Below are 23,405 nucleotides of genomic sequence, written 5' to 3' on the forward strand. Positions count from 1 at the left end.
TATCGGTCTGTCCTAAGTAGGAGTGAATGTGATTGGTATTGAAACCGCAATCAGGTACAATTTCGCTCCTTTGAACCGTATCCATTTTCAGTATTAGTCATTGCAGCATAATGAAACAAATTAGAAACTTCTCAATTATTGCCCATATCGACCATGGTAAATCGACGCTATCAGATCGTCTTATTCAGGTTTGTGGCGGTTTAACCGACCGTGAAATGGATGCTCAAGTTTTAGATTCTATGGATCTAGAACGTGAGCGTGGTATTACGATTAAGGCACAAAGTGTCACTTTGGATTACAAAGCCAAAGATGGCCTTGTCTATCAACTCAACTTTATTGATACCCCAGGTCACGTTGACTTCTCCTATGAGGTCTCGCGCTCATTAGCAGCCTGTGAAGGCGCTTTGCTGGTGGTTGATGCGGGTCAGGGCGTTGAAGCTCAGACACTGGCAAACTGTTACACCGCGCTGGATATGAATCTAGATGTGGTACCTATTTTAAACAAGATTGACTTACCACAAGCCGATCCAGAACGCGTTGCTGCCGAGATTGAAGATATCGTCGGTATCGATGCCATGGATGCTGTGCGTTGTTCGGCTAAAACCGGTGTCGGTGTCGACGAGGTTTTAGAAGTCATTGTTGCCAAAATTCCACCGCCAGAAGGCGATCCTAACGCACCATTGCAAGCCTTGATCATCGATTCTTGGTTTGATAACTACCTAGGCGTAGTGTCTTTAGTGCGAATTAAACACGGTAGCCTGAAAAAAGGTGACAAGTTTAAGGTGATGTCTACAGGACAAAACCACACTGCGGATCGCGTCGGTATTTTCACCCCAAAACAAACTGATAAAACCGAACTTAAAACCGGTGAAGTAGGCTTTGTGATTGCGGGTCTGAAAGAAATTCACGGCGCGCCTGTGGGCGATACATTAACTTTAGCCAAAAACGGTGCTGAAAAGCCGTTACCTGGTTTTAAGAAAGTGAAGCCACAGGTATACGCTGGCGTATTCCCGATTTCTACTGACGAATATGAAAACTTCCGTGATGCGCTGAATAAGCTCAGCCTGAACGATGCGTCATTATTCTTCGAACCAGAAAGTTCATCGGCACTCGGTTTTGGTTTCCGCATTGGCTATTTAGGCCTGCTGCACATGGAAATCGTCCAAGAGCGTTTAGAGCGTGAATACAACCTAGAGTTGATCACTACAGCGCCAACCGTAGTGTACGAAGTGGTGATGACCAGCGGTGAAACGATTTACGTTGATAACCCGTCTGATCTACCAGCGATTAACAACATCGAAGAAATGCGTGAGCCGATTGTTGAGGCCAACATTTTAGTGCCAAAAGAATACTTAGGTAACGTGATTACCTTGTGTATTGAAAAACGTGGCACGCAAGTGAACATGGTTTACCACGGTAACCAAGTGGCTGTGACGTATCATCTGCCAATGGCGGAAGTGGTCATGGACTTCTTCGACCGTTTGAAATCCACTAGCCGTGGCTATGCATCACTCGAATATAACTTTATTCGTTTTGATCCCGCTGACATGGTGCGTTTAGATATTCTCATCAACGGCGACAGAGTCGATGCCTTGGCTATGGTTATCCATAGATCCAACATTCGTCACCGTGGTTTAGCCTTAGTCGATAAGATGAAAGAGCTGATCCCGCGTCAGATGTTTGATATCGCGATTCAAGCGGCTGTGGGCAGTCAAATTATTGCTCGTTCAACCGTGAAAGCCCTGCGTAAAGACGTAACGGCTAAATGTTATGGCGGCGACGTTTCTCGTAAGAAAAAACTCTTAAATAAACAAAAAGAGGGTAAGAAACGGATGAAGCAAGTGGGTAACGTTGAGGTGCCACAGGAGGCATTCTTAGCGGTACTTAAGCTAAACGAGTAATCGTTAGCATAAGAAATGACCATTTAGTTGACTATTGCGCCGCTGTTTGCGGCGCTTTAGTTAGGTTATCGCATTGGTTTATCACTTTGGTTTACCAAGGTCGAATACGGTAAGTTAACTAAAGTATGATATTCGCTGAGTTAGGCACCTTTAAATGATTTTAAAGCAGGAGTTCAATAAGCAATGGCAGCGTATTTTTCCATTATTCTAGTGCTAATCACCCTGATCTCGGGACTTATTTGGTTAGTCGACGTGCTCGCATTCGCCCCTAAGCGTCGTGAGAGTTTAGCGTTAGCCAAGGCCTCGCAAGCGACGTTAACCGAAGAAGCCGAGTACCAAATCATTCGTGAGTCGACCATAGTCGAAACCGCGCACTCTATTTTCCCTGTGATTGCCTTTGTGTTGATCCTGCGTTCATTCATTTATGAACCATTTCAAATCCCATCGGGTTCTATGATGCCAACCCTCTTAGTAGGTGACTTCATTCTGGTGGAAAAATTCAGTTATGGGCTTAAAGATCCCGTATGGCGCACTAAACTGGTTGAAACCGGCGAGCCCAAACGCGGTGATGTGATCGTGTTTAAATACCCTGAAAACCCGACAATTGACTACATCAAACGTGTTGTCGGTTTACCGGGTGATAGAATTATTTACCGTAATAAGCAGTTGATGATCCAGAAGGCCTGTGGCGTTGAGCAAACAGCTTGCCCAGAACCACAAGTTATCGCCCGCACTGAAATCAGTCGTGGTGATTACAGCCAAGATGGCGTGCCATTACTGCGTTACACGGAGCAACTGGGCGAAGTCGCCCACGATATTTTGATCAACCCAAGTCGTCCCGACATGCTGGGATATTTTAAGCGCGAAGGTAACTTACCCGCGGGTGAGTTTTTAGTGCCTGAAGGCCATTACTTTGCCATGGGTGATAACCGCGATAACAGCACCGACAGTCGTTTCTGGGGCTTTGTGCCAGAAGAAAACCTTGTTGGTAAAGCGGTAGCGATTTGGATTAGTTTTGAATTTGACCGCTCAAAAGCCGACTTCCTCCCAACTTGGGTACCGAGCGGCGTGCGTTTTGAGCGTGTAGGTGGAATTAAATAGCATGGAACCGATTAAAAATTTGCCACGTTTGTGTCGTACTTTAAGTTATGAGTTCAAGAATATTGAGCTGTTGACTCAAGCGCTGACCCACAGAAGTGCGGCAAATAAACACAATGAACGCTTAGAGTTTTTAGGTGATTCAATTTTATCTATTGTGATTTCTGATGCCTTATATCATCAGTTTCCGAAGGCGACCGAAGGCGATTTAAGCCGGATGCGCGCTACCTTAGTGCGCGGTGATACCTTAACGATCATCGCCCAAGAATTTAAGCTCGGCGATTATTTATATCTTGGTCCTGGTGAATTAAAAAGTGGCGGATTTAGACGCGAGTCGATTCTTGCCGATGCAGTTGAAGCCATTATTGGCGCCGTTTACCTTGATTCCGATCTCGAAGTTTGCCGTGCATTATTGCTGAAATGGTATGCCGAGCGTTTGGCCGAAATTCAACCTGGGATCAGCCAGAAAGACGCGAAAACCTTACTGCAAGAACATTTACAAGGGTTTAAAAAGCCACTGCCTGATTACCAAGTAATCAACATAGAAGGCGATGCCCACGATCAGACATTTACCGTTGAATGTCGTATTGAAGACTTGAGCCAAAGCGTCATTGGTGTGGCGAGTTCACGCCGTAAAGCCGAGCAAATCGCGGCCGCTCAAGTATTGGAGTTACTAAAGAAATGACCAAAAAAACAGACTTGTCAGGTATCGATGCTGCAAAAGCGGCAACTGAGCCGAGTTTAGATGAATTACTGGCAAGGATGAATGCGGCCGCGCCAACGCCGTCGGCCCATTACGATGTCACTTATTGCGGCATGGTGGCGATCATTGGTCGCCCTAACGTCGGTAAATCGACGTTAATCAATCGTTTGCTTGGCCAGAAGGTGAGTATTACTTCTAAAAAGCCGCAAACGACGCGCCACCGTATCATGGGTATTCATACCGATGGTCCTAAGCAAATCGTGTTTATCGATACACCGGGTTTGCACATTGAAGAGCAGCGGGCGATTAACCGCCTGATGAACCGCGCAGCGGCCAGTTCGCTTGCCGATGTGGCTATGGTCATTTTCGTGGTCGATGGCATGACATGGACCGCCGATGATGAGATGGTGCTCAGCAAGTTACGCCGTGGCGGCGAAGAGCGTCAGACGATTCTGGCGATCAACAAAGTCGATAATATCAAAGACAAAGAATCATTATTCCCGTATTTGGAAGAAGTCGCCAAAAAATATCCTTTCGATGAAATTTTGCCGATTTCAGCCAGCAAGGGCACTAACGTCCAGCGAATTTTAGAGCTGGCAGCGACATCGATTCCTGAGGGGCCTTTCTTCTTCCCTGAAGATTATGTTACTGACCGTTCGCAACGTTTTATGGCGTCGGAAATTGTGCGTGAAAAACTGATGCGCTTCCTCGGTGATGAATTACCCTATGATGCGACGGTTGAGATCGAACAGTTTAAGATGATGGAAAATGGCGTTTATCAAATCAATGCCCTGATCCTCGTTGAGCGTGAAGGTCAAAAACGTATGGTGATCGGTAGCAAGGGCGAACGTATTCGCACTATTGCGACTCAAGCCCGCTTAGACATGGAAACCTTGTTTGATAATAAAGTCTTCCTCGAAGTGTGGGTGAAAGTGAAATCTGGTTGGGCCGATGATGAACGCGCCCTGCGTAGCTTAGGTTACGGCGACGATTAAGCATTAATTCCAGCGAGTGCGCTTACCGATGAAACGTGGCTATGTTCTGCATCATCGTCCGTATCGAGAGTCCAGTGTCTTAGTTAACCTCTTAGTTGACGGCATTGGACGGGTCGATGTGGTTGCCCGAACCGGCAGCGGTAAGCGCTCTATCAAGAGTATTCTCCAGCCCTTTCAACCGCTGATCTTCGAATTTAGCGGTAAGTCTGAATTAAAAACCTTAACTCAAGTCGAAGCTGCTGCGCCTGCTGTGCCTCTATCAGGCCAAAGTTTGTTTGCTGGCATGTATATCAATGAGTTATTGGTTCGCACTTTGTCTGTGCAGCACAACGCCGAAGAGTTGTTCCTCATTTATCATCAAGCTTTAGTCGGCCTTGCCGCGAAGTTTTGCCAATCCCAACTGCGTTATATTGAGCTCGCCTTGCTGAGAGAATTAGGTTTTATGCCTTCGCTTAGCCGGGATACTCAGGGCGAACCACTCGTTGCTGAAGATTATTACCAGCTCGTGCCTGAGTTAGGCTTTCAATTTGTGCTCAACTCCCGTGCTCGCAATGCCTATCAAGGTGCCATGTTGACGGCGTTTAACGATAACCAACTCACCGATGTGCATTTTTTGAGCGCTAAGTTATTGATGCGCTCCCTGTTAAAGCCATTACTCGGGACTAAACCTTTGCTGAGTCGACAATTGTTCGTCAGCGCTGCCACGCCAACCAAGATTGATGGGAATAATTCGCCCTAGCTCCTGTTTTTTTGTGTAAGCCTAAGTACAATAAGCCGCAATATCAGCGTTCAACATTAAGGAGTTCCCGATGAGCCGTATCTTATTGGGCGTGAATATCGACCATATTGCTACTCTGCGTCAGGCGCGTGGCACCAGTTATCCTGATCCTGTGCATGCCGCCGCCGTTGCTGAACATGCGGGCGCCGATGGCATCACTATCCATTTGCGTGAAGACAGACGCCATATCATAGACCGCGATGTGTATCTGCTGGCGAAAACCTTGAAAACTCGCATGAATTTCGAATGCGCTGTGACCGAAGAAATGCTTAACATCGCCTGTGAAATTAAGCCGACCTATGTCTGTTTAGTGCCAGAAAAGCGTCAAGAAGTCACCACTGAAGGCGGTTTAGATGTGGCGGGGCAGTTAGATAAAATCACTGCTGCGGTTACTCGTTTAGCCGCTGAGGGCATTCAAGTCTCCTTATTTATCGATGCCGATAAAACCCAAATCGATGCCGCTGTTGCCGCTGGCGCACCGCTTATCGAAATCCACACTGGCTGTTATGCCGATGCGAAAACGGAAGCAGAAGAAGCCACTGAGTTAGCGCGTATTAGCGAAATGGCCAAATACGCCCATGGCAAAGGTTTAGTGGTTAACGCGGGTCATGGTTTGCATTACCACAACGTGAAACCGATTGCGGCGATTCCTGAGTTATATGAACTCAATATCGGCCATGCGATTGTCGCCCGTGCCGCCATTGACGGTTTAGCGACAGCAGTGAAGGACATGAAAGTGTTAATGCTTGAAGGTCGTCGAGGCGAATAATGGCAATTGTCGGCCTAGGCACAGATATCGTCGAGATTGAGCGTATTCAGGCGCATGTGGCGCGCGCAGGCGACAAGCTGGCGAAACGTGTGCTGACCGAGGCTGAGTTGGCCATATATACTTCCCATAGTCAGCCAAGCCGTTATCTTGCCAAGCGTTTTGCCGCCAAAGAAGCTGCAGCCAAAGCGCTCGGTACGGGCATTGGCCGCGGCGTGTCGTTTCAGCATATTCACATTGGCAACAATGCGGATGGTGCGCCGACGATTCACTTTACCGAGGGTGCTTTAGCGCGCTTACAGCAGCTTAAAGCGACGGTTGGGCATATCTCTATTGCCGATGAAAAATCCTATGCGATTGCGACGGTAATCATAGAGTCTCAATAAACCCGAGTTGGTGTTTGTCGTCTATCAAAAAGGAACCTTAGGGTTCCTTTTTTCATTTCTGGATGGGTATCAAAATAAGTACCAAACAATAAAGTGCAACAATTCGTTTACTTTTACTGTTCAGCTTAATTGTTTTGCGCTAGTTTATGGCTTGCGCGTCGCTCAATTTGGCGCAGTTAAAAGCAGGGGCAAATGAAGAGGAACCCAAAATGAAATCCGCCGCAGAGCAGTTATCGACCTACAAAAGTGTGCATTTAAATCATCGTAATATTCAGACCCATTTTATTGGTATCCCACTGATTATTTGGTCTGCTTTCTTGTTGTTGGCCACTGTACGTATTCCGCTGGGCAGTCTGGGTGAGACCAGTTTAGCCGTGATTGTCGGCGTGTTAGTGTCGGCCTACTATGTCCGTTTACACTTAAGGCTCTCAATGGGGCTGATATTATTTATGGTTCCTGTACTGCTCACAACTGAATGGGCGGCGCATATTGCCGGTGCCACTTGGCTTGCCCTAGGGGTATTTGTGGTGGGCTGGGTGTTCCAGTTAATTGGCCATAAATGTGAAAAAGCCAAGCCTGCCTTTGTAGATGATTTGAATCAGTTATTAATTGGGCCATTCTTCTTGATGGCGGAAGTGTATTTTATGTTGGGCTTAGAGAAGGCGCTCAATGCCCAGATAACGCCGATGGCGATTGAAAAGCGCCGCGCACTTGAGGCGAAAAAGATTTAACTCGTTACATCACTTGGGAAAAGTATTGCTCGGGGGAGCAGTCGGCCGGACTACATATTAGTATGTGGTTCGGCCGATTTTTTATGGGGCAAATCGAAAGCTAAGCTCTGGGCGGGTGATAATGCAGCGGTATGATACGCACGGTTTTAATCATATTTTCTGCTACATCGATAATCTCTAAGGGATAACCGGCTAAACGTAAACTGGTGTTAGCTGAGGGGATTTCCTCTAGGTATTCTAGGATCAGACCGTTGAGGGTTTTAGGGCCGTCGGTCGGGAAGTTCCACTTCATTTCTTTATTCAAATCGCGAATGGTAATGCTGGCATCGACTAAGTAACTGCCATCTTGCTGCACTTTGATATCTTCACTCGGCGTGGTTAACATTGAAGTAGTAAAGTCGCCGACAATCTCTTCGAGAATATCTTCGAGCGTCACCAGACCTTGAATGTCACCATATTCATCAACTACTAAGCCGATGCGCTCTTTGTTCTGTTGAAAGTTAGCCAACTGCACATTGAGCGGCGTACCTTCAGGCACAAAATAGAGTTCTTTCACCGCGCGCAGCAGAGATGACTTACTAAATTGCTCTTTCGATTGTAATCGCAGGGCATCGCGCAAATGAATAAAGCCCACCGCATCGTCAACTGTGTCGCGATACACTAACACTCGGGTGTGTGGACTTTGGATGACCTGCCGATTGATGACCTTAAACTCGTCATTGACGTTAATCCCGTAGATATCTGAGCGCGGCACCATAATGTCTTCAACGGTGACTTTCTCTAAATCTAGGATAGATAACAGCATTTCTTGGTGACGTTGGGGGATAAGAGCCCCAGCTTCATGTACGACAGTGCGCAACTCTTCTTGGCTCAACGCATCGCTACTATTGACGGTTTTAATTCCCATCAAACGTAAAAAGCCTGACGTGATGAGGTTAACGCCTTTTACGAAGGGCGCTAATAGGATCAACAACCATCGCAGCAGTATGCTGGAGGGGAAGGCGATACGTTCGGGATTTAGTGCGGCGATGGTTTTGGGGGTGACTTCAGCAAATACCAATACAACGAGTGTCAGCACACCGGTAGCGATGGCGACACCTAAGTCCCCCCAGAGACGCATACCAATAATAGTGGCGATAGCCGATGCTAAAATATTGACTAAGTTATTGCCGATTAAGATCAAACCAATCAAACGGTCAGGACGCTCAAGCAACTTCAAAGCTCTAATCGCTCCTTTATGGCCATTGCTGGCTAAGTGACGTAGACGGTAACGGTTGAGTGTCATCATGGCGGTTTCTGAGCCTGAGAAATAGGCAGAGAATAGGATAAGCACTAGTAAAACGATCAGGAGTGCGCTTGTCGATATAGCGTCCAAAAAAGGCTCCAATATGGCCAGTAAACTTAAGTAAATACCGACATTTAAAAAAAGTGTCAAGTCGGCAGCGGCATTAACTGCCTTTGCCGACTTAAATGTTTAGTTGAGGATTAACTCTTTGACAATGCGCGCGCCAAAATAAGCGAGCGAAAGTAAGGTGGCGCCAGTCAAAGTGTAAATGACTGCGGTACGAATTTTACAGCCGACCCAATACTGTTGCCACAACATAGTTATGTATACAAACCAAGCCATTATCGACAGGATAGCCTTATGACCTTTGCCATCGGCGAACATGTCTTCAAGGAAGATAAAGCCGGTTGCGAGTGACAAACTGAGCAAGATAACGCCGATAATCACTAAATGATAAAGTTGTTTCTCAACTGTCATAAGCGGCGGAATGCCTGGGCTCAGCATAAATTGTTTTTTCTTCAGCTTATTTTGGATCATCGCCAGTTGTATCGCATACAGGGCGGCAATCATCAGGGCACTGTAGGCCATGAGTGACAATACGACGTGGGCTAATACTTCAGGATAAAGCTCAAAATGCGTGATGAACTTAGGCGGCAATAACCAGAGTAGGGCGACCGAGAGCACAGAGCAGGCGTAAACCACGGGCACTACAACAATCACCTTCAGCCTGAACATCAACACAGTAAAAGTAAAGGCGATAATCCAGTTCACTAAGGAAATCACGTTCGTCAGGCTAAAGTTTTGCCCATCGGTGGTGAAAATCACTTGGGATAATGCAGCAGCATGCAGAATGACCGCAATGGCCGCTATGCCTGCGACGGCGCGGCGATTCGGACCGTCGGGGTGGAACAATCGACTCGTCACTAGTACCAATGCAATGCAATAAAAAAACATGGCTGAGGCAGAAAAGATGACCATGGGTAATTAACCTATTTGTGTAGTTAAAGGTGCCTTATAAACGGGGCATACAGATCAATATTTTCCCTAGAATAACATGAGCTGTCGGCAAATGGGCAGTGACATGAGTTGCAAAATTTAGCAGATTCTTATTGTTAGGGTTAAATAGTGTGTTAACGACAATAAAACATGACTCAGCGCAAGTAAAACACTTAACCACAATCAAGATGGGTGCAGCAGTAGCATAATGCGCATGCATCGTTATAATACAGCCCATCAATCGAGATTCTTAAAGGTATAGAACAGGACGATGTTTGAGAACCTAACCGACAGACTGTCACGCACACTGAAAAATATCAGTGGCCGTGGTCGCTTAACTGAAGAAAACGTTAAGGAAACCCTGCGCGAAGTGCGTATGGCACTGCTGGAGGCCGATGTTGCCCTGCCTGTGGTGCGCGAATTCGTTAATAATGTAAAAGAACGTGCCGTTGGCCAAGAAGTCTCTAAAAGCTTAAGCCCTGGTCAAGCCTTCATTAAGATAGTTCAAAGTGAACTTGAAAAATCCATGGGCGAGGCGAATGAAGCCTTAGATTTAGCCACTCAGCCGCCAGCCGTGATCATGATGGCGGGTCTGCAAGGTGCGGGTAAAACCACCAGTGTGGCAAAACTGGGTAAATTTTTACGCGAACGCCATAAAAAATCGGTATTGGTGGTCAGTGCCGACGTTTACCGCCCAGCGGCGATTAAACAGCTTGAGACGTTAGCGCAAGAAGTCGCGGTGGAGTTTTTCCCATCGGACGTCAGCCAAAAGCCAATCGACATTGCGAAAGCGGCGATTGCCCACGCTAAATTAAAGTTCATCGATGTGGTGATCCTCGATACCGCGGGTCGTCTGCACGTCGACGAAGCCATGATGGACGAGATCAAAGGCTTACACGCTGCGGTCAAGCCTATTGAGACCTTGTTCGTTGTAGATGCTATGACAGGTCAAGATGCGGCGAACACGGCTAAGGCGTTTAACGAAGCTTTGCCACTGACAGGGGTTATCTTAACCAAAGTCGATGGTGATGCACGTGGTGGTGCAGCGTTATCGATTCGCCATATTACCGGCAAGCCAATTAAATTCCTCGGTGTCGGTGAAAAAACCGATGCGTTAGAACCGTTCCATCCCGATCGTATTGCTTCGCGTATTTTGGGTATGGGCGATGTGTTATCGCTGATCGAAGAAGTTGAGCGCGGCGTCGATAAAGAAAAGGCCATGAAACTGGCTTCGAAAGTGAAGCAGGGTGGCAGTTTCGATTTAGAAGATTTCCGTGAGCAGTTACAGCAAATGAAAAACATGGGCGGCATGATGAACATGCTGGAAAAACTGCCCGGTGTGGGTCAATTGCCCCCAGAAGCCTTAGCGCAAATCCAAGACGGCAAGATGACAGGCCAAATGGAGGCCATCATTAATTCGATGACGTCCAAAGAGCGTAAGAACCCTGATTTAATCAAGGGTTCACGCAAGCGTCGTATTGCTGCGGGTTCTGGCACGCAAATCCAAGACGTAAACCGTTTATTGAAACAGTTTACGCAAATGCAAAAGATGATGAAAAAAATGTCTGCTAAGGGCGGCATGCAAAAAATGATGCGCGGAATGCGTGGCATGATGCCGCCTGGAATGAAATTTCCAGGCCGTTAATCGGACATTTTTAGTTAAACCTAGCACTTTATCAGTCGGTTGACTCTGGTAACAATGAACCGCTAACGAAGGACGCAGGCGTAATAATCGCCATCTTTGGTTGCATTAGTTGGAAACTCAGGTAAAATCTTCCGGCTTTCTATCTGGGACTCTTCGCGAACACGGGGTTCCAGTTTTTATTTTTGCTTCAAAGCAAATCATTAGAGGATTGAAAACGCATGGTTACCATTCGTTTAGCTCGTGGCGGCGCAAAAAAGCGTCCATTTTACAACATCGTTGTTGCTGATAGCCGTAACGCTCGTGACGGTCGTTTCATTGAGCGTGTAGGTTTCTTCAACCCATTGGCCCGTGGCCAAGAAGAAACATTACGTTTAGACCTAGCTCGCGTTGAGCACTGGGTTTCTAACGGTGCAGCTGCTACAGAACGCGTAGCAAAATTGATCAAAGACGCTCGTAAAGCAACTGCTTAATAGCGTTAAGGTATAGATTGATGAGCAGTAACCAACAGCCAGTCGTACTGGGGAAATTAGGCTCCTGTCATGGCATTAAAGGTTGGCTGAAAATCACCGCCTATACCGATTCTGTTGAAGGTATCTTTGACTACTCGCCTTGGCTTATTAAAGAAAATGGTGAGTGGCGCGAAATAAAGGTCACCCAGTGGCGTTATCAAGGCAAGGCCGTTGTTGCCTTACTTGATGGCGTAGAAACACGGGAGCAAGCGCAAATGCTCACAAATTGTGAGATTGCGATTTTGCCGGAACAGATGAACGATTTGCCAGCAGATGAATTCTACTGGCGTGATCTCATCGGTTGCGAAGTGGTCAATACAACTGGCTATAACATGGGGATTGTCGATCAGATCGTGGAAACAGGATCGAACGACGTATTACTCGTTAAGGCCAACGCTAAAGATAGTTTCGGCAAAGTGGAACGTATGATCCCCTTTGTCCCTGAGCAGTTCATCAAAACGGTGGACCTGCAAGGTAAACAGATTTTAGTGGATTGGGATCCTGACTTCTAAGTCGAGGTACAACAGATGTGGTTAGGGGTAATAACCCTGTTCCCAGAGATGTTCCGTGCCGTGACAGACTTTGGAGTTACGGGTCGAGCCGTGAAAAACGGCCTGCTCGAGTTGCACACGTGGAATCCCCGTGATTTCACCCATGATAGACATAATACGGTAGATGACAGGCCTTACGGCGGTGGTCCCGGAATGTTGATGATGGTGCAACCCTTGCGCGATGCCATCCATGCAGCGAAAGCCGCAGCGGGTGAAGGTGCGAAGGTGATTTACTTGTCACCTCAAGGACGCAAGCTGGATCAGCAAGGCGTCACTGAGTTGGCTCAATCATCACGTTTGATTTTGGTCTGTGGTCGATACGAAGGTATTGATGAACGCATCATTCAAACGGAAGTGGATGAAGAGTGGTCGATAGGGGATTACGTGCTTTCGGGCGGCGAATTACCGGCGATGACTCTGATAGATTCAGTATCGAGATTGGTTCCTGGCGTGCTAGGAAAACAAGCTTCGGCGGAGCAAGATTCTTTCTCCGACGGTTTACTGGATTGTCCACATTACACTCGCCCTGAAAGCCTTGATGGTGTTGACGTACCGGCAGTGCTGCTAAGTGGCAACCACGAACAAATTAGACTCTGGCGTTTACAGCAAAGCCTTGGTAGGACTTTACTGAGACGGCCAGAATTATTGCAAAATCTAGCTCTGACTGACGAACAAACGACTCTATTAGCGCAGTTCGTTGAAGCAATGAACAAGCATGCTTAGTCGTAGCTCAGTTAATTCTAGAACGGAGTAAGTTATGAACAACATCATTAAAATGCTCAACGATGAGCAAATGAAACAAGACGTACCTGCGTTTGGTGCTGGTGATACAGTAGTAGTTCAGGTTCGTGTTAAAGAAGGCGATAAAGAGCGTTTACAGGCTTTTGAAGGCGTTGTAATTGCTAAGCGTAACCGTGGTCTGCACTCTGCATTCACAGTACGTAAAATCTCTAATGGCGAAGGTGTTGAGCGTGCTTTCCAAACGCACAGCCCACTGATCGCTAGCATTGAAGTTAAGCGTCGTGGTCGCGTTCGTCGCGCCAAACTGTACTATCTGCGTGATCGTTCAGGTAAATCTGCTCGTATCCGTGAGAAGCTGGCAACTAAGTAATAGTTACCGCTACAGAAAACAAGACGTAGTGTTCGCACAGAAAACCGCCCTAGTGGCGGTTTTTTGTTGCTGTTTTTTGAGTATTTATACTTGATCTAAAGAGAATGAACAGGCATAGTGGTCGCCTAATTGTAATGGTGTAGCATTACAAAAGTACATTGCGATGGATTTACGCTATTTTTCTTCCGAAATGAATGCCCAAGCTGACTTGAAGTCCTGCTTCGATAACTGGGTTAAACACTAAGTCTTAGGTGGTAAGCATGCAACAAGATACGATTAACAACGTACACATTAGTTCAGAGAAAGTTTTAATCACGCCGCAAGAGCTTAAAAATGCCTTGCCACTTTCTGAGCATGCTTATCGTTATATCCTCAATGCCCGCAAAACCGTGGCTGATATCGTCCATAAACGCGACAATCGAGTATTGATCGTCACGGGGCCTTGCTCCATCCATGATATCGCCGCCGCAAAAGAATACGCTTTAAGGCTTAAAACCCTGCACGATGAACTCAGCGATGAGTTTTACATCTTAATGCGAGTGTACTTTGAAAAGCCGAGAACTACGGTAGGTTGGAAAGGCATGATCAACGATCCCGATATGGATGAATCCTTCGATGTCGAAAAAGGCCTGAAAATGGCCCGTGAGCTGATGATTTGGTTGGCCGAATTAGGGCTACCAGTCGCCACTGAAGCGCTTGATCCTATCAGCCCTCAGTACATTTCTGAGCTAGTGACTTGGTCGGCCATTGGTGCCCGCACCACAGAATCGCAAACCCATAGGGAAATGGCATCGGGTCTTTCTATGCCAGTTGGCTTTAAAAATGGCACCGATGGTAAGCTCGATGTGGCGATTAATGCGCTAAAATCAGCAGCCAGCAGTCACAGATTTATGGGCATTAACCAACAGGGCCAAGTCGCCTTATTACAAACTGCGGGCAATCCCGATGGTCATGTGATTTTACGTGGCGGTGCAACACCAAACTACGATGCCGCAAGCGTGGCTGAATGTGAGGCGCAGCTTCATAAAGCCAAACTCAATGCACGTTTGATTATCGATTGCAGCCACGGCAATTCATCCAAAGACTACAGCCGCCAAAAGCCTGTGTGTGAAGATGTGTTCGAGCAGATTTATAACGGCAATAAATCGATCATCGGCGTCATGCTTGAAAGCCATTTAAATGAAGGCAATCAAAGCTGCGATAAGCCATTAAGCGAGTTAGCTTACGGTGTATCTGTGACAGATTCCTGTATTAACTGGGAAAAAACAGAAACCATTTTACGTGACGGCGCGGTGAAGTTATCTTCAATACTCCCGGCACGCTTCGATATGCTTAAAGTAGCTAACGCTTAAATTGGCTACAGCTTAATGGACTCAGGTATGAATGAAAAAACAACGGCCGAATTAGAACATCTTCGCGGCCTGATTGATGGTGTCGATCAGCAATTACTGCATTTACTGCGTAAGCGCTTGGATCTCGTGGCGCAAGTGGGCACAGTGAAACACGGCGCCGGTTTACCGATTTATGCACCGCAGCGTGAAGCCGCCATGCTCGCTAAACGCCGCGAAGAAGCGAAAAACATGGGGATTGCGCCGCAATTAATTGAGGATATTTTACGTCGTCTGATGCGCGAGTCTTATCTCAATGAAAAAGATGTAGGCTTTAAGCAAGTTAAAAAAGATCTCGGCTCAGTGGTGATTGTCGGCGGTAAAGGGCAACTCGGTGGACTGTTTTCACAAATGCTGACCTTATCTGGCTACCAAGTGAATCTGCTAGATAAAGATGATTGGCAGCAAGCAGATAGCCTATTTACCGATGCGGGCATGGTGTTAGTGACTGTGCCTATTGCGATTACTTGCGAGCTTATTCGCGAAAAGCTGAGCCAATTACCGGCAGACTGCATTCTGGCAGATTTGACCTCCATCAAGACAGAGCCGGTTAAAGCCATGCTTGAGGCGCATTCTGGTCCTGTCGTCGGTTTCCATCCTATGTTTGGTCCCGATGTGGGCAGTCTGGCGAAACAAGTCGTGGTGGTGTGCCACGGTCGCTCGCCAGAGAAATACCAATGGTTGCTTGAGCAGATCGTTATTTGGGGCGTGCGGATTGTCGAAGCAGAGCCCGAACGTCACGACAGTGCAATGCAGTTAGTGCAGGCGATGCGCCACTTCTCGACCTTTGTGTATGGTTTGAATCTGTGCAAGGAAGAGGCAGATATTGATACTTTACTGCAATTTAGCTCGCCAATTTATCGCTTAGAATTGGCTATGGTAGGGCGCTTATTCGCCCAAAGCCCAGAGCTTTACGCCGATATTATTTTTGCCCAGCAAGATAGCCAGCATGCTATTGGTGATTACTTAGATAACTACCGTGAAGCGTTAGAGCTGCTAAAACGCGGCGACAGGAACGAGTTTATTAAGCAGTTCCAAACCGTCGCTAAATGGTTTGGGGATTTTGCCCCTCAATTCCAGCGTGAAAGCCGTATTATGCTGCAATCGGTCAATGATATGAAAACCAATTAATAAAGAGTAAGTTACTCTTAAAAACGCCCATCATTGACGGGCGTTTTTTTATGGATTTTTGGCAGGTCTTATTGCCTTTATTAGTGATTGCTTAAGGTGATCGTTCTCTAACATTTAGCATTCCATTCTAGAAATGACTGTCGCTTATGGCGTGTTTAGGTAGACTAGTTTTAAACATGCAAAAATAAAGCATGAATTTAAATTAGGAGTCTATCCATGTTCTGTATTCAATGTGAGCAAACCATTCGTACACCCGCTGGCAATGGTTGTAGTTATTCCCAAGGTATGTGTGGCAAGTTGGCGGCAACGTCAGATCTGCAAGACTTGCTGATTTATATGCTGCAAGGCGTGTCTGTATATGCGGTTAAAGCTCGCGAGCTGGGCATTATCGATGCTGAAATTGACAGCTTCGTGCCTAAAGCCTTTTTCTCTACCCTTACCAACGTCAACTTTGATGATGAGCGCATTATGGACTATGCGCAGCAGGCGGCTAAGTATCGAACTCAGCTAAAGGCATCCTACGAAGCGGCTTGTGAACAAGCGGGCATTGTTGCTGAGCAAGTGCCGCAAGTCGCTCAGTTAGTGCTGGGGACCAGTAAGGTTGAAATGTTAGCGCAGGCACCGATTGCACTGCTAAATAAAGATAAGCATGACGTTCATGAAGACATCATGGGGTTAAGACTATTGTGTTTATATGGCCTTAAAGGTGCCGCTGCGTATATGGAGCATGCCCGCGTGTTGGGTCAAACTGATGCCGATGTAGCAGGGCGTTTTCACGAAATCATGTCTTTCTTAGGTGAGCCAAGTGTCGATGGCGATAAGCTATTTACCACGGCGATGGATATTGGTCAGTTGAACTACCGCATTATGGCCATGCTTGATGCGGGTGAAACCCAAGCGTTCGGTCACCCTGAACCTACAGTGGTTAACACTAAGTCAGTTAAGGGCAAGGCAATCCTAGTCTCTGGTCATGATATGAAGGATTTAGAGCTTATCCTTGAGCAGACAGTCGGTAAGGGCATTAATGTGTTTACCCACGGCGAAATGTTGCCCGCTCTGGCGTATCCAGCCTTTAAAAAATACCCGCACCTTGTCGGAAATTACGGCAGTGCTTGGCAGAATCAACAGCAAGAATTTGCCAATTTCCCTGGCGCTGTGGTGATGACGTCCAATTGTATTATCGACCCCAATGTTGGCAGTTATAGCGATCGTATCTTTACTCGTAGCATAGTGGGTTGGCCTGGTGTGGTGCATATCGAAGGCGATGATTTCTCGGCTGTGATTGATAAAGCGTTGGCATTAGAGGGTTTTATCTACGATGAAATCCCCCACACTATCACCATTGGTTTTGCCCATAATGCCTTGATGGCGGCAGCGCCAGCTGTGGTTGAAAACGTAAAAAGTGGTGCGATTAAGCATTTCTTCCTCGTCGGCGGCTGCGATGGTGACAAGGCCGACAGAAGCTACTTTACTGAACTTGCTAAATCCACACCTAAGGATTCAATAATCCTGACGCTAGGCTGCGGTAAGTACAAATTCAATAAGCTCGAATTTGGTGATATTAACGGTATCCCACGCTTGCTCGATGTGGGCCAGTGTAACGATGCCTATTCTGCGATTCAGTTAGCGATTGCGTTAGCTGAAGTATTCGAATGTGATATCAATGAATTACCATTGAGTTTAGTGCTCTCTTGGTTCGAACAAAAAGCCATTGTGGTGTTACTGACACTGTTGTCACTCGGTGTGAAAAACATTCGCACAGGCCCGACACCACCTGCATTTTTAACCGCCAATCTCGCCAAAATTTTGGAGGAGAAGTTTGGCTTACGCAATACCACCACAGTTGAGGCCGATTTAAAGACCATGTTGAACGTGGCGTAAATCAGTCGGTGCTCATTGCTGAAGTCCGCTGAATATTGTGGCTTAAATCAGCAATGAGTGGTTGCTTAACTGCGGTTTTAATTTCGATTTTGCCGAGGGTTAAAACCGCAGTGTGTTGCAGGTAAAAATGTAATGAATGCGATAAATTTGAGTGTGATGGCAGGGGCGAAAGCGCTCCATAAACCCAAAAGTGTTAACCCAGTAGACGGTGGGCCAGCGCAAATCGGAGCAGGGCTAAGTGAGCTGGTGTGCGTTGAACGCTGGAATGAAACTATCGATGTGGTGAGTTTTCGTTTTCAAGCGGGCGAGCCGATGAAGTTTGACTATAAACCCGGCCAGTTTATGACCTTTGTGCTCGACATTAACGGCGAGCAAGTGTGCCGCAGTTATACCTTGTCCTCATCACCATCGAGACCCTATTCCTTGATGGTGACGATTAAGCGTGTGGCGGGTGGACTGGTGTCTAATTATCTTATTGACCACTTGCAGCCAGGCCAGCGTGTGCGAGTGCTGCCACCTATGGGGCAATTTAACTTAGTTGATATCCCTGCGCAGAAATATTTGTTTTTGAGTGCCGGTTGCGGCATTACGCCCATGTATTCTATGTCGCGTTATCTGACTGATACTCAAATTGATGCCGATATTGCCTTTGTGCACAGCGCGCGCTCAGACGCTGATATCATTTTTAAATCGTCATTGGAGACGATGGCAAACCGCTTTAACGCATTCAAACTCAGTTATGCGCTGGAGTCGGCGGCAGCATCACTTTTATTCTCCCCAAAGATAAGTTTTGATATAGGGCGATTAACTGCACAGATGCTGCAAACCTTAGTGCCTGATGTTGCTGAGCGAACGGTGTATCTCTGCGGGCCCGAGCCTTATATGCAGGCGGTAAAAGCGTTATTGGCCGAACTCAACTTTGATATAAGTCGGTTGCACCATGAGAGTTTTGCCACCGCAGAGAAAGCCGCACGTAATCAGCTCATGCAAGCAAAGTCGTCTGAAACAGATGAAAATCCGCAAGCAGAGGCTTTTACTTTGCCTACTTTTAACTTAGCCATTGGCGATCGCAGCACAAGGCTAACGCAAGGGCAGAGTCTACTTGAGGGAATAGAGTCTGAAGGATTACCGATTATTGCTGCCTGTCGTTCGGGCGTGTGCGGCGCCTGTAAATGCCAAGTATTGGAGGGAGAAACCACATCAACGAGTGTGATGACACTGAGTCCTGCGGAAATTGACGCGGGGTTTGTGCTGGCGTGCTCTACAACGTTAACGTCCGATGTGAGACTAAAACTCTAGCGCGCTGATTAGTGATAGTTATACAGGGCTTATCAGGTTTATTCTTAAATGGATGGAAATATTTCTAATCCTTAGTTGCGCTTATCTCAGTGAGAACGTAAGGTTAATGACAAGGGCGTATGATGTTTGCGCCCAGTCCATTAGTCTGGCTGGAGTTTCTCAATGACAATGACAACCACTTATGCCGCAAAAATTGAAGACCGTTCTCTTGGGCATTTGTTGTACGCCTTGATGTCGGGCTTTCCCTTATTATTACTTCCCGTGCTGCTAAGTTTGTTCATTAATGTTTCCCAACGTCAATCCCATGGTAATCCATTATTGGCGTCGCATTTACGTTGGCAACGGCATTCCAATGTCGCCTTTCTTGGCTTGTTAGTGCTCGGCTATTGCGTGCCGTTAACTTGGCTCAGTCTTTCGATTTATCTCTTTGGGATCATTTGGTTTTGCCACAGGATCATTAAAGGGTGGTTAAGTCTATTGGATGGTTTAGAAATCTAAACTTGTGCTAGAGTCTCTAAATTGATGATTTTTAGAGGCTCTTATGTCCAGTTACCAAATTCTGTGTATCCTCTGCGCCTTAGCGCTAGTCACTTCAGTTGTCTCTTCACGCGTCCATAAACTGCAGGAAACTGTGGCCATTACGGCTATCGCCCTAGGCATGAGTTTGTTATTACTCCTAGGGGGAAAGGCCTTAGGCGGGCATGTTTATCTGTATTTTGTATCAGGCTTAGAGAAGCTTGATTTTCAAGCCTTGCTGCTCAATGGCATGTTAGGTTTTTTACTCTTTGCCGGCGCATTGCAGATCCGTTTAAAAATACTGAGGCATCAGAAGTGGGAAATTTTAATCCTCGCCTTTGTCAGCACTTTATTATCGACCTTTATCATAGGAGGACTGTTATTTTGGGTCGCACCTATGTTGGGTCTACCGCTACAACTCAGCCACTGCTTGCTGTTTGGCGCCTTGATCTCGCCAACCGATCCCATCGCCGTTTTGGCTATTTTAAAGAAAATGGGCGCGCCGGAAGATATTGCTATCCAAGTGGAAGGTGAATCTTTATTTAACGATGGCATAGGGTTAGTGATTTTTGTGGCGATATCGCAATTAGCCTTCTCTACTGAACCGCTGACGGTTATCCATATCTCTGAGTTATTTATTCGTGAGGCGGTAGGCGGGGTTATTTATGGTGGCGTTCTTGGTTTTCTGCTGCATCATTTTTTCCGCTATTGCGAGGAAGAAACGCAATTGATGTTGGTCACTTTGCTGATCCCAACCGCGGGATACGTGATGGCGGAAGTGTTTGGGGTTTCTGGGCCTTTAGCTATGGTTAGCGCGGGGATCATCATAGGTAATTTCAGTGTGCCTAAATTTTTTGCTCGCAACGAGCGAGTGAAGTTACTGACATTTTGGTCGCTGATTGAATCCTTCTTCAATGCTTTACTCTTCCTACTGCTCGGCTTACTGCTTTTGTTAGTTACTTTTAAAGCACCATTGTGGTGGTTTATGTTTGTGGCGATTCCATTGGTATTATTGGCGCGTGCCGTGAGTGTGTTATTGCCTTATCTGGGCTTTAGGTTGTTTAAGTCTTACAACCCCTATGCAGAGACGATTCTGATTTGGGGTGGTTTAAGGGGAGGATTAGCACTCGCGATGGCGATGAGTTTACCTGAGGGGATTATCATAGATGCCATTGGTGGTGTGGAGCTGCGGGAGTTGTTGTTAGTGATGACCTATGCCGTCGTCGTATTTTCGATTCTAGTGCAGGGCTCTACTATGACAGGGCTTATCCGCAGGAGTAATGCGGTTACCGAACCATCGAGGGCTGTCGGCTCTTCTGAAAATGCATAAAGGATGATTGGGCAGCGATAGTAAACAATATTAAGCCTGCTAGTCATCACGCCGACTTGCAGGCTTATTTCAGTCAATCAGGGATAAAAGAAGTCTCATTTATCCCTGAATACACTTCGAACTAACCACATTTCAGTTAAGATTAAATCACTCAAGATCAAAGCTTTAGTTAGCCCGATATAATTCCCGCACTACAGCGCTAATTAAGTTAAGCGACTCAGAGTCATTATTGCTATCGAGTGGGCAATTGAGTATCAATCCATCCACTTTAAGCTGCTTAATACCTTGGGTTTGAACCAGTAGGGCATCATCTGATACGGCATAGCTAGGGTTGATCAAAATGGGCAAATGACTCGTGGCTTTAATCTGGATCAGGCTTGCTAAATCGAGTGAGGGTAGATTGGCGTTATTTAAGGTTCTAATGCCAGAGTCACACAGGATAAGTTGCTGATTGCCTTGGCTTAAGATCACTTCTGTTGCCGTGAGTAATTCTTCAAAACTTGCCATATCGTTACGTTCAAGTATTAAAGGTACTGGTAAGGTGCCCGCTTGGGTGAGTAAGGTTTGATTAAACATCTGCTTACCCGCTAGAAACAGCATATCGGCGTGTTGAACGGCTAATGGCATATCGGCTTCTTGCTCTATGGCAATAATGCACACTAGACCATATTGATGCAGGATTTGGCGCAGTTTAGCGAGGGTCACTTCCGCCATAGCCATTTGATTAACAGCATTAAGTAGAACCGCTTGGAATCCCGCTTCTTTAAGCTGTTTCACTTGCTGCTCGAAAGCCGATAACGCTAAGTGTGAAATATCATTATTCAGCGTGATTTGCGCTATGGCACCGACATGCCCGGCACCGATTGTCATTGCACCGCAGTTGATCTCACTAGCTTGCTCTTTATAGGCTTTGCTATATCGAACAGGGCTGGTATTTGCTCCATTCTCGCTGATGACTTGATCCTTAGAGGTGCTAGGTTCAATCAGTAACTGGCTGTTGCTTAGCTGCGTGGGCTTGACTGTTTCACAAGGATAACAGCCTAATACTTTGATAAAACGGGTGATCCGCTCGAGTTGCTTTAAACCCGCCTGCATAGATTCACTGGAGATATTCGCGTCGATATCTAAATAGAACATCTCTTCCCAAGGTGTTCCTGGAATCGGGCGTGACTCTAATTTACTCATGTTTAACTGATGCGCCTTCAGAACCAGCAGAGCTTCCACTAAAGCACCGGCTTTTTGGCCCGTCGCCATAATCAATGTGGTTTTAGCGGGTAACTGCTCTGGCACGGCAACGGCTTTGCGGGCAACAACAATAAAGCGGCTTTGGTTGATCTTCTGATTCGCTAAGCTCGCTTCTATAGACTCTAGCTGATAAAGAGCACCACCTTCGGCGCTACCAATGGCTGCAGCGCTGTTATCTGGACTTTGATTTACCTTGTCCATCGCTTCTGCGCTGCTTGAGCAGTACTCCAGTCTCAAGTCTTTGTGCTGACTTAAATATCTGCTGCATTGGCTAATAGGCTGAGGGTGGGCATAGACAGTTTTGATGTCAGCTAATTTACTGCCAGCTTTTCCTAGTAGGCAATGGCTGACTTCAATCGTCGTTTCACCAACGATCGATAGACTGGTGTGCTGCAGTACATCGTAGACTTCGTTGATTGAACCCGAGGAAGTGTTCTCAATCGGCAGGAAACCATAATCAGCATGCCCAGACTCAACGGCTTGCACTATTTCATCGAAACTTTGGCAACCTAAGTCCAGCATTTCAACTTGGCGGCGTTGGCAATAGCGGGTTGCTGCAAGATATGAGTAAGAGCCTCGTGCACCTAGGTAGGCGATACAATACTGCTGTTTTTGTGTTTCTGGGTTGGCACGGCCGTGAAGGTAAGCTTGTTGATTCAATACTGAATCTTCAATGATGCTCTGATAAAGGGAGATAACATAGTGGGCATCTAATCCCTTTTCTCTGCCTTCTTTCACCAGTCTAGCGAGCAGTTCTTTTTCCCTTTGAGTATCTCTGATGGGTCTGACATCCACTTCTTTGCTACGGGCCACTTCTAGACTTAAGCGACGGCGCTCTGCGAGTAATGCCAGCAGTTCATTATCCAGATTGGTGATCTGCTCTCGGGTTTGATTTAAAGGCTGTGGTGTATGCATTCTGACCTCAATTGCCGCCATGTATTTTATCAATCGTTTAAGACAAAAAAGCCTCCCAGTTGGGAGGCTTTGGATTTTTACTTTCGTTTTTACACAGTAAATCCGCCTCCTAGAGTGGGGGTGTAAAAAAGAAAGTAAAAAAAGCTGCTGTTATCATTTTCATGGTCTTAAAACTAAAGGGCTAGGGCTTAGCTGTCAATCAAAACTTTCTCACAGACAGACTAAAAAGAAAGCGCACCCGGGGG

22 protein-coding genes and 1 other annotated feature are annotated in these 23,405 nt (G+C 46.5%); of the genes, 19 read left to right on the plus strand and 3 right to left on the minus strand.

Going from position 1 to position 23,405, the window contains the following annotated elements:
* Window positions 1-110 precede the first annotated feature (110 nt).
* From lepA to MO387_RS00320, 8 genes are all read left to right on the plus strand, one after another.
* Window positions 111-1,901: a translation elongation factor 4 gene (gene lepA / locus MO387_RS00285; RefSeq protein ID WP_006080777.1), complete on the plus strand. Its 1,791-nt coding sequence runs from the start codon at window positions 111-113 to the stop codon at window positions 1,899-1,901.
* A 183-nt stretch (window positions 1,902-2,084) separates the two neighbouring features.
* Entirely contained in the window at window positions 2,085-3,002 is a 918-nt protein-coding gene (gene lepB / locus MO387_RS00290; protein WP_107946836.1) for a signal peptidase I, read from the plus strand.
* A gap of 1 nt (window position 3,003) precedes the next feature.
* Window positions 3,004-3,684: a ribonuclease III gene (rnc, locus tag MO387_RS00295; protein ID WP_006080779.1), complete on the plus strand. Its 681-nt coding sequence runs from the start codon at window positions 3,004-3,006 to the stop codon at window positions 3,682-3,684.
* Complete coding sequence (gene era, locus MO387_RS00300) at window positions 3,681-4,697, plus strand: GTPase Era (protein ID WP_107946837.1); 1,017 nt, start codon at window positions 3,681-3,683, stop codon at window positions 4,695-4,697. Before rnc ends, era begins: the two co-directional genes overlap by 4 nt.
* Window positions 4,698-4,725: 28 nt before the next feature.
* Window positions 4,726-5,436 (plus strand): DNA repair protein RecO, encoded by a 711-nt coding sequence (recO, locus tag MO387_RS00305; RefSeq protein ID WP_107946838.1) that lies wholly within the window; start codon window positions 4,726-4,728, stop codon window positions 5,434-5,436.
* 70 nt (window positions 5,437-5,506) lie between these two features.
* A complete protein-coding gene (gene pdxJ, locus MO387_RS00310) occupies window positions 5,507-6,244 on the plus strand; it encodes a pyridoxine 5'-phosphate synthase (RefSeq protein WP_012588260.1) in 738 nt (245 codons plus the stop codon).
* Window positions 6,244-6,627 carry a holo-ACP synthase gene (acpS, locus tag MO387_RS00315; protein ID WP_071939194.1) on the plus strand — a complete coding sequence of 128 codons (384 nt, stop codon included), beginning with the start codon at window positions 6,244-6,246 and terminating at the stop codon, window positions 6,625-6,627. Before pdxJ ends, acpS begins: the two co-directional genes overlap by 1 nt.
* Window positions 6,628-6,836: 209 nt before the next feature.
* Window positions 6,837-7,358: an Mpo1-like protein gene (locus tag MO387_RS00320; RefSeq protein WP_107950154.1), complete on the plus strand. Its 522-nt coding sequence runs from the start codon at window positions 6,837-6,839 to the stop codon at window positions 7,356-7,358.
* A 100-nt stretch (window positions 7,359-7,458) separates the two neighbouring features.
* Here the strand turns inward: MO387_RS00320 and MO387_RS00325 are convergent, their stop codons facing one another.
* Together MO387_RS00325 and ccsA are read right to left on the minus strand one after the other, a co-directional pair.
* Window positions 7,459-8,733, minus strand: coding sequence for a CNNM domain-containing protein (locus MO387_RS00325; protein WP_006080785.1), 1,275 nt, complete (start codon window positions 8,731-8,733; stop codon window positions 7,459-7,461).
* A 99-nt stretch (window positions 8,734-8,832) separates the two neighbouring features.
* Window positions 8,833-9,621 carry a cytochrome c biogenesis protein CcsA gene (ccsA, locus tag MO387_RS00330; protein WP_006080786.1) on the minus strand — a complete coding sequence of 263 codons (789 nt, stop codon included), beginning with the start codon at window positions 9,619-9,621 and terminating at the stop codon, window positions 8,833-8,835.
* A gap of 289 nt (window positions 9,622-9,910) precedes the next feature.
* Between ccsA and ffh the strand changes: the two genes are divergently transcribed.
* From ffh to MO387_RS00385, 11 genes are all read left to right on the plus strand, one after another.
* A complete protein-coding gene (gene ffh / locus MO387_RS00335; protein ID WP_006080787.1) occupies window positions 9,911-11,284 on the plus strand; it encodes a signal recognition particle protein in 1,374 nt (457 codons plus the stop codon).
* Between the two features lie 218 nt (window positions 11,285-11,502).
* Window positions 11,503-11,754 (plus strand): 30S ribosomal protein S16, encoded by a 252-nt coding sequence (gene rpsP / locus MO387_RS00340; protein ID WP_006080788.1) that lies wholly within the window; start codon window positions 11,503-11,505, stop codon window positions 11,752-11,754.
* A gap of 20 nt (window positions 11,755-11,774) precedes the next feature.
* On the plus strand, window positions 11,775-12,305 hold the full coding sequence (rimM, locus tag MO387_RS00345; RefSeq protein WP_006080789.1) for a ribosome maturation factor RimM: 531 nt from the start codon (window positions 11,775-11,777) through the stop codon (window positions 12,303-12,305).
* Window positions 12,306-12,320: 15 nt separating this feature from the next.
* The gene (gene trmD / locus MO387_RS00350) at window positions 12,321-13,067 is read left to right on the plus strand and encodes a tRNA (guanosine(37)-N1)-methyltransferase TrmD (RefSeq protein WP_006080790.1); all 747 of its coding nucleotides are present in this window, start codon (window positions 12,321-12,323) and stop codon (window positions 13,065-13,067) included.
* Window positions 13,068-13,101: 34 nt separating this feature from the next.
* Window positions 13,102-13,455: a 50S ribosomal protein L19 gene (gene rplS / locus MO387_RS00355; protein WP_006080791.1), complete on the plus strand. Its 354-nt coding sequence runs from the start codon at window positions 13,102-13,104 to the stop codon at window positions 13,453-13,455.
* A gap of 260 nt (window positions 13,456-13,715) precedes the next feature.
* A complete protein-coding gene (locus tag MO387_RS00360; RefSeq protein ID WP_006085074.1) occupies window positions 13,716-14,807 on the plus strand; it encodes a 3-deoxy-7-phosphoheptulonate synthase in 1,092 nt (363 codons plus the stop codon).
* Between the two features lie 27 nt (window positions 14,808-14,834).
* A complete protein-coding gene (gene tyrA, locus MO387_RS00365; protein ID WP_107946839.1) occupies window positions 14,835-15,974 on the plus strand; it encodes a bifunctional chorismate mutase/prephenate dehydrogenase in 1,140 nt (379 codons plus the stop codon).
* Window positions 15,975-16,190: 216 nt separating this feature from the next.
* Window positions 16,191-17,855 carry a hydroxylamine reductase gene (gene hcp / locus MO387_RS00370; protein WP_107946840.1) on the plus strand — a complete coding sequence of 555 codons (1,665 nt, stop codon included), beginning with the start codon at window positions 16,191-16,193 and terminating at the stop codon, window positions 17,853-17,855.
* 132 nt (window positions 17,856-17,987) lie between these two features.
* Window positions 17,988-19,154, plus strand: coding sequence for a hybrid-cluster NAD(P)-dependent oxidoreductase (locus MO387_RS00375; RefSeq protein WP_107946841.1), 1,167 nt, complete (start codon window positions 17,988-17,990; stop codon window positions 19,152-19,154).
* A 162-nt stretch (window positions 19,155-19,316) separates the two neighbouring features.
* Complete coding sequence (locus tag MO387_RS00380; RefSeq protein ID WP_006080796.1) at window positions 19,317-19,652, plus strand: hypothetical protein; 336 nt, start codon at window positions 19,317-19,319, stop codon at window positions 19,650-19,652.
* 43 nt (window positions 19,653-19,695) lie between these two features.
* Entirely contained in the window at window positions 19,696-21,000 is a 1,305-nt protein-coding gene (locus tag MO387_RS00385; RefSeq protein ID WP_107946842.1) for a sodium:proton antiporter, read from the plus strand.
* A gap of 165 nt (window positions 21,001-21,165) precedes the next feature.
* On the opposite strand, the gene MO387_RS00390 is transcribed toward MO387_RS00385, so the two are convergent.
* Window positions 21,166-23,160 carry a chorismate mutase gene (locus MO387_RS00390; protein ID WP_107950156.1) on the minus strand — a complete coding sequence of 665 codons (1,995 nt, stop codon included), beginning with the start codon at window positions 23,158-23,160 and terminating at the stop codon, window positions 21,166-21,168.
* Window positions 23,161-23,201: 41 nt separating this feature from the next.
* Window positions 23,202-23,318: a sequence feature (Phe leader region), on the minus strand.
* Window positions 23,319-23,405 lie beyond the last annotated feature (87 nt).

Origin of the sequence: Shewanella sp. N2AIL (genome assembly GCF_022690845.1) — a bacterium.
GTDB classification, from domain to species: Bacteria; Pseudomonadota; Gammaproteobacteria; order Enterobacterales; family Shewanellaceae; genus Shewanella; species Shewanella baltica.